The sequence below is a fragment of the Kitasatospora sp. NPDC087861 genome, from assembly GCF_044742585.1.
Classification (GTDB): domain Bacteria; phylum Actinomycetota; class Actinomycetes; order Streptomycetales; family Streptomycetaceae; genus Kitasatospora.
In genome coordinates this window covers 1-1,364 of the sequence record NZ_JBIUUS010000097.1, presented here as the reverse complement: position 1 = coordinate 1,364, position 1,364 = coordinate 1, and the positions used below count along the sequence as shown (strand labels likewise).

Below are 1,364 nucleotides of genomic sequence, written 5' to 3'. Positions count from 1 at the left end.
TCGCCGGCCTCATCTGATGCATCTTTCGGGGTGTTGAGGGTGTGTGACTGGTCGTTGTTTGAGAACTGCACAGTGGACGCGAGCATCTGTGGCCAAGTTTTTAAGGGCGCACGGTGGATGCCTTGGCACTAGGAACCGATGAAGGACGTGGGAGGCCACGATAGGCCCCGGGGAGCTGTCAACCGAGCTTTGATCCGGGGGTGTCCGAATGGGGAAACCCGGCAGTCGTCATGGGCTGTCACCCGCTGCTGAACACATAGGCAGTGTGGAGGGAACGCGGGGAAGTGAAACATCTCAGTACCCGCAGGAAGAGAAAACAACCGTGATTCCGGGAGTAGTGGCGAGCGAAACCGGATGAGGCTAAACCTTGAGCGTGTGAGACCCGGCAGGGGTTGCGCTTGAGGGGTCGTGGGATTTTTCTTGATCGGTCTGCCGGCCGGTCGGCGAGTCAGAAACCGTATGGGTAGTCGAAGGACATGCGAAAGGTCCGGCGTAGAGGGTAAGACCCCCGTAGACGAAATCTGTACGGCTCGTTTGAAGAACTCCCAAGTAGCACGGGGCCCGAGAAATCCCGTGTGAATCTGGCGGGACCACCCGCTAAGCCTAAATATTCCCTAGTGACCGATAGCGGATAGTACCGTGAGGGAATGGTGAAAAGTACCGCGGGAGCGGAGTGAAATAGTACCTGAAACCGTGTGCCTACAAGCCGTGGGAGCGTCGTTCATCAGCTTGCTGGTGGGCCGTGACTGCGTGCCTTTTGAAGAATGAGCCTGCGAGTTTGCGGTGTGTAGCGAGGTTAACCCGTGTGGGGTAGCCGTAGCGAAAGCGAGTCCGAATAGGGCGGTTGAGTTGCATGCCCAAGACCCGAAGCGGAGTGATCTAGCCATGGGCAGGTTGAAGCGGAGGTAAGACTTCGTGGAGGACCGAACCCACCAGGGTTGAAAACCTGGGGGATGACCTGTGGTTAGGGGTGAAAGGCCAATCAAACTCCGTGATAGCTGGTTCTCCCCGAAATGCATTTAGGTGCAGCGTCACGTGTTTCTTGCCGGAGGTAGAGCACTGGATAGGCGATGGGCCTTACCGGGTTACTGACCTTAGCCAAACTCCGAATGCCGGTAAGTGAGAGCGTGGCAGTGAGACTGTGGGGGATAAGCTCCATGGTCGAGAGGGAAACAGCCCAGAACACCGACTAAGGTCCCTAAGCGTGTGCTAAGTGGGAAAGGATGTGGAGTCGCAGAGACAACCAGGAGGTTGGCTTAGAAGCAGCCACCCTTGAAAGAGTGCGTAATAGCTCACTGGTCAAGTGATTCCGCGCCGACAATGTAGCGGGGCTCAAGCACATCACCGAAGTCGTGTCATTGCAG

1 rRNA gene is annotated in these 1,364 nt (G+C 56.7%); it reads left to right on the top strand.

The annotated features are described in order from the left end of the window. Positions 1-90 precede the first annotated feature (90 nt). Positions 91-1,364 (top strand): 23S ribosomal RNA (locus tag ACIOJE_RS41180); the annotation flags it as partial.